Raw genomic sequence first — 9,278 nt, forward strand, 5'->3', positions numbered from 1 at the left:
CGTCTACGGGGGACGGGTCTTCGCGGCCGGTGCCGACATCAAGGAGATGGCCGACATGTCGTATGGCGGATCGTCGGGGTGTTCACCAGCGGCAGGTCGCCGTGGTAGTCGCGGCGGCCCTCATCGTAGGCGGCGCGCTCACGACGCGACAGCGCCAGCAGCTCGTCAGCCGCGAGCAGCACCGGCGGGGTGGGCTGGTAGTCGACGAAGTGCCGCCACCCCTCCTTCGTAGTCAGCGGCGCATCGGGAGGAACCTGCCCGCCTCCTCCGTCGGCGCCGGGAAAGTCCGGCCAGGCGTCGAAGCTGCGCGTCATATCCACCTTTCCGCTTCCGCTTCCACGTCGAAGATCCCGAGCGGGACCACCGTCCCGGTCAGCGCGTCGCCGGGCTCCTCAGCCGCCTCGACCCGCCCGGGCGGCTCGGACGACTGCGGGTCGGCAGGCTCCAATACGGGAGGGCGGTGAGCAGCCGCGCCGAGACGGGTGCGGGCCGTGATGCGCGATCCGGTGACGTCCACCAGCGCGTCCCCAGCATCGGCGGGGCCGGCCTGAGCCCGGGTCAGCAGCGCGTCCAACACCGTGGCCACCACGGTCTCGTTGGTGTCGTCCAACCCGGCCTCGGCGGTCAGGCGGCGAGCGTAGCGCCAGGTGAAATCCGCAAACGGCGCCGCGACCATCGGCAGGTGCGTCCACGGGGCGCTCACCCAGCCGTCCGGCGTGCGTACGAACACCTGCGACAGATCGTAAGGGTCGTAGTGGATCTCCCAGAGGCCGTTCTTGGCGGCCACCCCCGAGTGCTGCAACCGCCACGGGCCCAGCTCCGGGCAATCGTAGGTGCGGTAATCGATCTGGATCCCGTAGGCGTTGATCTTCTGCCACTTCACCGGCAGCAGTTCCAGATAGTCCTCACCTGACAGCGTCAGCGGCAGATAACCCGCCGCCGCCACCAGTGCGGCGTAGCGGTCGTTGGGCGACATCGTCCGGCGCGGTGCGAACGGATCACGCAGCGCATCATGCGGGCGATGCTGCCAGCCGCAGATCAACCACTCATCCAGCAGATCCTGCAGCTGCGAGACGCTCCAGACCGCCTCCACCTGCGCGCCGCGCCGGGTCGGGTTAGGGCCGGTGTAACCGGCGACATGCTGACAAAACAGCGAGTTGATCGACCCCAGCGTCGCCTCGACGATCGCCTTGTCGGTCGGGGTGCCCGGACGGCACGGCTGCACCGAGATGCCCAGCCGCTTACACGCCCGGACGAAGGTGTGCGAGACGAACACCTTGCCCTGGTCGATGACGACGGTGTCCGGCACGATCACCGGCCGCGCGGCCGCCATCTCCATCCGCGCGTCGATGTCGACCAGGCGCTGGTGCGGCAGCTGGGAGGAGGACATCCGTAACGCATTCGACCAGCCCGGCCGCATCGGCTCGGGCGCCAGCATCCGGGCCAGCAGCAACGCCGCGTCGACCGCCTTGGTACCCACCGGCCGCAGCACCGCCGCGCAGATGGTGCGCGTGGCGACATCGACCGCGATCGTCAAATCCGCCCGGACCGGCAGCCCGGTATCGGCCAGCACCATCACATCGATCGGCGTGGAGTCGATCTGCACCTGCTCGCCCGGGCGGGCCGCCAACGTCGGCGTGAACGCCCCGGCAGGCCGGTTGGCCGTCTGCCGCCGGGTCACCGCCGAGCCGAAGGCGTGCCGTCCGGTGGCCAACCGGTCGATCAGCTTGTAGAACGTGGTGCGGCCCGGCAACGGCACCACCCCGGGACCGTAAGTGTCCTCCACCTGCTTGACCACTCGGCGGATCAACCGCGACCGCGTCCCCGTCGAGGTGTGCGTCTTGGCGTCCAGCACCTCCTGAATCGCCGCGACCAGCCGGGCATCGGCCCGCCCCGTCGTCTCCCCGGCCCGGGTGGCCCGCTGATCCACCAACCCCCACAACCCCTGCCGCTGATGGCGCGCCAGCATCCGCTCCACCGTCCGCGCGCTCACCCCCAACTCGGCGGCCTTGGCCTTGATGCGCTGCGTCAGCGAACGCGCGACCGGGTCGTACTCGGGCCGCGCCTTCGTCCCCGGCCCCGCCTCCGGCGGCAGCCCCGTTTCGACCTCCACCACATGCCGCTGCCACTGCTTGGCCGCGGCCACCGCGTCCTCGGGTAGCCCGTCCAGCAGCCCCATCGGCTCAATCGCCGGCAGCGGCGCACCCTCCACCAGCCCGAAACCCGGCGACACCATCAAGTACGACGCCAGCACCACCAACTCGGCGCCCTCGCTGGAACGCAGCCGCACCGACGTACCGGCCAACGCCACAACCTGGTGCTCACCGCCGTCGAAATGCACCCAGTCGCCGGGACGCAACACCGCACCCATCAGACCGCCCGCCTCGCCGCCGACACCCACGCCAGCGGATGCAACGGCACCGACAAATCGGTCACCAACTCATGCCGCCACAACAGGTGAAACAGCACCGGCAACACCGCGATCGGATCACCAACCGCCTGCACCCCAGCCATCAACTCCGTCGGCTCGGTGAAGGCCGCCAACAGCGCCGTGGTGACCTCATCGCGCGCATGCCGCGGATGCCGATAACCCGACAACCACCGCACGTTCCCGCCCACCATCGCATCCACCGCGCCCACGACACGGTAATCCCACCCCAGCCGCTCACACGCCCGCCGGGTGGCCTCAAATTTCACCGCATCCCGCGGCTTGATCCGCTCCAAGGGTCGGCAATCCACTACCAGTGCCGAACCGTCCGCGCGCCGGGCGAAGTAGTCCGGCGCGTGCGAGCGGACCTTGCCCTCCTCCGTCGACCACGACAGCCAAAACGGCTGTGAGGAGATCCCGACCACCGCCGGGTCGAAGTCCAACAGCATCAGATGATCGCGTTCCAGCCACGACTCATAACCCACGTGCCCGCCGACCGTCGCCGACCACCACAACCCCGGGAAGTTCCGCTGCCCCTTGTAGGAGACAAACCCCCGCGCCGGCGATGCCACCTCGAACCGCACCCCACCCGCCTCATCAAGCGGGACATGCTGTAGCCCACTGCCCTCAGCGACGTACCGGACCTCGAACTCCCCGTCCGGAGGAGGAGCATCCATCCCGCCGGCCAGCGCGTGCAAAGCCGTCATGACCGAGCATTCTGCCCCACCAAGATCGGAGCCGAAGGGGAATCCGACAACTCAACCTGAACACCGACACGAGCACCGACAACAACACGCGAACACCGACAGCTTCAACTGCAACCGACACCCACCTTCCAAGCTGTGCCCGAAGGTTCTTAAGGGAGCTCTGATCTGCGTATCCGTTGAAAATTTCGCCGATACTACCGGGACCCCAGCAACGCCCGCCGTGTCGGGCGCGCTCCCCACGATGGCAGACCACCGAGCTGACGAAGCGAAGGGGCCTTCGCCCGACCATGTCCTTAGCGGTCGAAGTAGCGCCGCGTAACCAGGTTTGGAATACCGCGATCCGCCGATTGGCTTTGTGCTGACGGCAGAGGCGCTGGCCCTACCGGCAGCAAGGCGAAGTGGCGGGTGCGCAGGCCGTGCGCCGCGAGCTGATGATCCCCGAGGTGGCGCAGCCGGTAGTGGGCTTGAGCTATGACGTTCCTTGCCTGGCAAGGAGCCTCACCTCCTGGCGTGATGCTAGCAGGCCAATGGTTCTTTTGGTGACGGTTGCGATGATATTAGTTGGAAAGTTGACGATTTGGGGTGTGCAGATCTAGAGTCCGACACGCAACTCATCGAAGGACATAGTGATCATGCATACTGTCGCCGTCATCGACTTCTACCTCGCCTGCACAGAGACCGGGCAGGGGGAGTCGCCAGTGGTGTTCCTGCACGGCAGCCCCACCTCGTCCTGCCTTACGAGCTCACCGAGATTTTCACTCCGGCCGCAGGCCACCCGGGCCGCGCGCAAATCCATGTCGAGGCTCACCTCGCAGCTCGTCGTCGCCCGTCGTCCGAACATTTGGGCGCCGAATGAATCCCCCTGGAGTTAAGACCATGATCAAGCCGTTCCGCATCGACGTCCCCCAGGCCGACCTCGACGACCTGACCGACCGGCTCTCCCGCACCCGTTGGCCCAACGAGGTCGCCGACGCCGGGTGGGACTACGGCTTCCCGCTGGCGCGGCTCAAGGAACTGGCCGAATACTGGCGCACCGGCTACGACTGGCGCGAGCATGAGGCCAAGCTCAACGAGCTTCCGCACTTCACCACCGAGATCGACGGCCAGAACATCCACTTCGTCCACGTCCGGTCTTCGAAACCGGACGCGCTCGCGCTGATCCTCACCCACGGCTGGCCCGGTTCGTTCCTGGAGTTCCTCGACGTGATCGAGCCGCTGTCGCGCGACTTCCACCTGGTGATTCCGTCCATCCCGGGTTACGGCTTCTCCGGGCCGACCCACGAGCGCGGCTGGGGCATCGTCCGAGTCGCGCGGGCCTGGGCCGAGCTGATGCGCCGTCTCGGGTACGAGCGCTATGGCGCGCAGGGTGGCGACTTCGGCTCGGGCATCTCAACGGCGCTCGGCACGGTGGCACCCGAGCAGGTCGTCGGGGTGCACGTCAACTACCTGCCGACCGCGCCGGTCCCGGACGCCGACATTGAACTGTCCGAAACGGATGAAGCTCGGCTGGACAAGATCAGGCAGCTGATGGCGAATCGTCCGCCGTACCAGGCTCTGCAGGCCGCCACCCCGCAGACCGTCGGCTACGCGCTGACCGACTCGCCGGTCGGCCAGCTGGCCTGGATCGCCGAGCGCTTCGCGCAGTGGACGGACCCTCGCTCGCACATCAGTGACGAGCGGATGCTCACCGACATCTCGCTGTACTGGCTGACCGCCACCGCGGCTTCCTCGGCGCGGCTGCACCGCGAGGCTTCGCGGCGGATCGAGCCGTGCCCGGTACCGGTTGGCGTGGCGGTGTTCGCGCACGACATCACGCAGTCGGTGCGACCGCTGGCCGAGCGGCTGTACGACATCAGGCACTGGTCGGAGTTCGAGCGCGGCGGCCACTTCGCCGCGATGGAGGTGCCAGAGCTGCTCGCCGAGGACGTCCGGGACTTCTTCCTTACCCACATCAAGTACGACTAACGGGTCGCCACCCGCTAGGAGACACTGCTGGCCGCCAACTCCCGGGCACCCCGGAGCTTCGCGGCCAATTCGCGGAACCCGGTGAACTTGCGGATGTCAGTACGGTGGTCCTTGCTGGTACGCCCGTCCCACTCGTAGAACGCCAGGTCCAGGCCGGGACCTGCACCGCCCTGGCAACGTAGTCGACCGCGTCACTTGAGCATCAGTGCGAAGGCCGACTTCGTCGGTCCTCGTCGCCCCGTCAGCAAGCTCCATCTCGCGGCCTGAACGCCGCCGACGGTCACATGTGGCGTCGGCCGCTTGGCGTGCCAGGTCGAGGAACGACTGGCCTGAAGGCTTACCGTCGGTCGGGGGTCGTCAGGGGGCGGTGAAGAGCAGGGAGACGTTCTGCCCGCCGAACCCGAAGGAGTTGCAGAGCGCTGCCCCAAGGTGCTGCTTACGAGGCTCGCCGCTGACGATGTCCAGCTCGACCTCGGGGGCCTTCTGTTCGAGGTTGAGGGTGGGCGGGATGACACTATCGGTGACCGACAGAAGGGTGATGATGGCCTCGACCGCGCCGGCGGCGCCGACGAGGTGGCCGATGCTGGATTTGGGCGCGGTGAGAACGACGTCGTTTCCGAGTGCCCGCTGGATGGCGGCTGCTTCCCCCGCGTCGCCCACGACGGTGGACGTCGCGTGGCAGTTGACGTGGTCAACGTCTGCGGGCTGGAGTCCTGCGGCCGAGACAGCCTTGAGGATCGCCCGGATCTGGCCAGCGCCTGTCGGGTCCGGGCCGGTGATGTGGTGGGCGTCCGAGGTGATGCCGAAGCCGGCCAGCCGGCCAATCGGGCGAGCGCCCCGCCCGGCCGCGAAGTCTGCACGCTCCAGGATCATGATGCCGGCGCCCTCGCCGAGCACGAAGCCGTCACGGCTGACGTCGAATGGCCGTGAGGCACGTTCGGGGTCGTCGTTACGCTTTGACAATGTGCGTGCCTGGGCGAACCCGGCAATGGTCAGGGGCGTGATGGCAGCCTCCGCGCCGCCGGCAATGACGACGTCGGCCTCGCCGGATCGGATCAGCTGGGCGGCGAGGGCGAGGGCCTCGGCTCCCGATGCGCACGCGGAGACCGGTGTGTAGACGCCGGCGCGGGCGCCGTACTCCAGGCTGACCCAGGCGGCTGGCCCGTTTGGCATCAGCATGGGGACGGTGAGAGGAGAGATCCGGTTGGGCCCTTTCTCCTCTATCAAGTCATCCTGGTTCAGGAGGGTGTTGATGCCACCGATGCCGGTACCGATCACTACCGCGAGGCGGACCGGGTCGACTTCAGGTGCGGCGGCATCGGCCCAAGCCTGCTGGGCGGCGACGAGCGCGGCCTGCTGGCAGCGGTCCATGCGTCGGGCCTGGACGCGGGACAGTACCTCGTCGGGGGAGACGGCCATGGGGGCGGCGATCTTCGTGGGCAGCTCGTCGGCGTGGCGGAACGACGACATCAACTCGTCGATTCTGCGTACGCCGGAGCGCCCCGCGAGCAGACCCTCCCACAGAGAGTCGATGTCCCCGCCGAGCGGTGTGGTCGCGCCTAGTCCGGTGATGACGACGTCGTGTGCGCTCATGCTGACCTCCTCAAGTGAAAGCTGTGCTGGGGTTTGCGCGGACCTAGTTGTATTGCATACAAATATAGGGTGTCCATGAGCGAACCGCCCCGAAGCCGCGGCCGACGCACCCGTGCGCAGCTCCTCGAGCAGGCCGTAGCGCTCTTCGCCGAGCGTGGCTTCGGCTCTGTGAGCGTGGCCGAAATCGCGGCCACGGCTGGCGCCCATCCCAACCAGATCACCTACTACTTCGGATCCAAGGACGCGTTGTTCGTTCACGCGGCGTTCCTGATGCTGCTTCGCGACGCCGAGCGGCTGGAACCAGTCGGTCGCCGACAGCGCACGCCCAAGGCGTTCCGCGAGGCATTGGCGCGCACAGCGCTGTCACTACCGGCAGTGCCGATCGCCGTTCAGGCGATGTCAATCACGCGTTACCGGCCCGAACTGCAGCCGTTGGTGCAGCAGAACCTCGATCTACTGTTCCGTCAGGCCCAGCGATACCTCACCGCGGTCCTTGAACGCCACGACTGGGTCATCGACCGACCCGCCGATACCGAGGCGCGAACCTTCTGGAGCGCCGTCCTCGGGGCGCGACTGATCTCAGAGTCCGGTTTCGACGGCCGCTCCAGCGACATCGACCTCGCCGGGGTACTCACGGTCCGTGCAAGGTCGATGCATGAATGAGCGGCACCAGGACCGGATCGCCCGCTGAGGCGTCGGTGCCGGGGGGTTGCACTTGCGCGTTGAGCCGGTGGAGTGAGGTGGCCCTCATGCGTCGCCGGCGCCTGGCTCGCGCAGGGGCCGCAGGCCCCCGGGCAGATCGGGCAGTGAGAAGGCTCTGCGGGCCGTCGTCCGCATCGCGCCGCGAGACGTCCACCATCGAGAGGGCGATACGGACGGCGAAGGGGGCCGAAGAGGTCGGCGAGCGCGGTTTCGCGGATGGTCACCCGGCGGCCAGGCACGCGGTCGCGGAAGGTGTCGGCGAGCGGCAGGACGACTTGGGCCACCGCGGCCGACATGTAGCTCAGCTCCAGCGTGCCGGTGATGCCGTGCCCCGCCGCGGCCGCTCGTGCGATCGCGGCCTGGACTTGTGCGTGCGCGGGCCGCAAATCGTCCAGGAGTTGCCTGCCGAGCGAGGTCAGCTCGACCCGGCGGGTGGTGCGGCGGAACAGCGGCGCGCCGAACCGGCGCTCCAGTTTGGCGATGGTCTGGCTGATCGTTGCAGCCGATACATGGAGGCGCTCGGCCGTGCGCGCGAAGTGCAGTTCCTCGGCGAGTACGAGGAACACCTCGATGTCCTGACGCTCCACCGCTCCCTCATTCTTCAGTATGGCTGAATGATTGTCCCGGATCTCGTCATTGATGAGGCCCTGCGGTGAACGCGACGATGTGTCGGCAAGCCGGCAGTCAAAGGGAGAACGATGGCGAACACGAGCGCGGTGGACAGGTCGGCGCCCACGGACAGGCATGTGACCCGATTACGGATCTCACCGCCGACAGGGGTGATCTCGGCCGCCAGGCACCTCATCCACCGGGTCCGCGGCCGGTGACCGGCATGTGGGCGATGGTTCCCCGGCTGCTCGGCGACAGTCGCTACCTCGTGCTCGCCACCGCCGATCGCCAAGGGCGGCCGTGGGCCACTCCCGTCTTCTTCGCCGCCCGCGATGAGGACCGGCTCGTCTGGGTGTCGGCACCGGACAGCAGGCATTCCCGTAACATCGCCGAACGCCCAGACGTGGCCATCACGGTCTTCGACTCCCACGCGCCTATAGGTGGTGCCGAGGCGCTTTACCTCGAGGCGACCGCCGGCCCCGCCGACGATCCCGTCGCGGCCCTGACGATGCTCAACGCCCGCCTCCCCACAGGCAAGGAGCTCACCGGCGACGACCTCGCGCCGTCCGGCCCGCTGCGGGCCTACTGCGCCGACGTGCGGCGACACTTCGTCCTGATCCGGGGAGGGGATTCGCGCTTCGACAATGTCACCGACGCACGACTCCACGTCACACGCACCCGGTAGGAGGGCCCGACCACGACTGCGGGCATCCCGCGCGGGTCGTCGGCGACGAGCTACCCATCAATCTTGAGATCCACAAGAGACCAGTTCCGAGCTCAAGGTGCCAACCTGGGCGTATTGCTCGTCGACTACGGCCAGGACACCCGCATCCACGGCGTCGACCCCTCCGGGGGCAAGGCCTCAAGTTCATCGACGGCAAGGACTGCGTCGGCGAGAGGACGACCGATGACGACGGCTGCTACCGCAGGGCCGCCGACGACACGGTGACATCCGGCTTCCAGGTGGTCGCTCGAGGAATCATGGACGCGCAGAACCACGAGTCGCTGAGCCACCCGACACCGCTGACGCCGGGCAAGAGGCGTATCCGCAGGTCGCGGGGCGACGTGGTTGCAGGGGCTCAACGGCCTGCGTTCCGGCGCACAGAACACAGGCTGAGCCAAAGCAGATCTCGCTGAGGTCGTCAGACGTCGTGGGCCGGAGCGGGTATACCCGCTCCGCCAGCCTCGGGGCCATTTCCGGGTAGTCCTCGGCGTACTGGTAGACCTCGTTGAGCAGGCCCGGTGTGTAGGGCGGCTCGCCTTCGAAGCCGAAG

General features: G+C 67.9%; 7 protein-coding genes and 1 pseudogene. 3 read left to right on the plus strand and 5 right to left on the minus strand.

The features are described from left to right. Nucleotides 1-38: 38 nt before the first annotated feature. Genes ABZ260_RS39295 through ABZ260_RS39305 form a run of 3 tightly spaced genes read right to left on the minus strand, consistent with a single transcriptional unit; the run spans nt 39 to nt 3,135 of the window. Complete coding sequence (locus ABZ260_RS39295; RefSeq protein WP_355627688.1) at nt 39-314, minus strand: hypothetical protein; 276 nt, start codon at nt 312-314, stop codon at nt 39-41. Continuing rightward, entirely contained in the window at nt 311-2,401 is a 2,091-nt protein-coding gene (locus tag ABZ260_RS39300) for a Mu transposase C-terminal domain-containing protein (RefSeq protein ID WP_355627691.1), read from the minus strand. Before ABZ260_RS39300 ends, ABZ260_RS39295 begins: the two co-directional genes overlap by 4 nt. Next, nucleotides 2,371-3,135: a TnsA-like heteromeric transposase endonuclease subunit gene (locus tag ABZ260_RS39305; RefSeq protein ID WP_355627694.1), complete on the minus strand. Its 765-nt coding sequence runs from the start codon at nt 3,133-3,135 to the stop codon at nt 2,371-2,373. Before ABZ260_RS39305 ends, ABZ260_RS39300 begins: the two co-directional genes overlap by 31 nt. Before the next feature lie 876 nt (nt 3,136-4,011). Here ABZ260_RS39305 and ABZ260_RS39310 point away from each other — a divergent pair. Next, nucleotides 4,012-5,100: an epoxide hydrolase family protein gene (locus ABZ260_RS39310; protein WP_355627696.1), complete on the plus strand. Its 1,089-nt coding sequence runs from the start codon at nt 4,012-4,014 to the stop codon at nt 5,098-5,100. A gap of 357 nt (nt 5,101-5,457) precedes the next feature. Here ABZ260_RS39310 and ABZ260_RS39315 read toward each other — a convergent pair whose 3' ends face one another. Then, complete coding sequence (locus ABZ260_RS39315) at nt 5,458-6,693, minus strand: beta-ketoacyl-[acyl-carrier-protein] synthase family protein (RefSeq protein ID WP_355627702.1); 1,236 nt, start codon at nt 6,691-6,693, stop codon at nt 5,458-5,460. 174 nt (nt 6,694-6,867) lie between these two features. On the opposite strand from ABZ260_RS39315, the gene ABZ260_RS39320 reads away from it, so the two are divergent. After that, a complete protein-coding gene (locus ABZ260_RS39320) occupies nt 6,868-7,356 on the plus strand; it encodes a TetR/AcrR family transcriptional regulator C-terminal domain-containing protein (RefSeq protein ID WP_355627699.1) in 489 nt (162 codons plus the stop codon). Between the two features lie 500 nt (nt 7,357-7,856). On the opposite strand, the pseudogene ABZ260_RS39325 reads toward ABZ260_RS39320, so the two are convergent. Next, a pseudogene (locus ABZ260_RS39325) lies at nt 7,857-8,141 on the minus strand (LysR family transcriptional regulator); the annotation flags it as partial. A gap of 86 nt (nt 8,142-8,227) precedes the next feature. Between ABZ260_RS39325 and ABZ260_RS39330 the strand changes: the two are divergent. Beyond that, on the plus strand, nt 8,228-8,689 hold the full coding sequence (locus tag ABZ260_RS39330; protein WP_355627705.1) for a pyridoxamine 5'-phosphate oxidase family protein: 462 nt from the start codon (nt 8,228-8,230) through the stop codon (nt 8,687-8,689). Nucleotides 8,690-9,278 lie beyond the last annotated feature (589 nt).

The sequence above is a fragment of the Streptosporangium sp. NPDC006013 genome, assembly GCF_040614275.1.
Lineage (GTDB): Bacteria > Actinomycetota > Actinomycetes > Streptosporangiales > Streptosporangiaceae > Streptosporangium.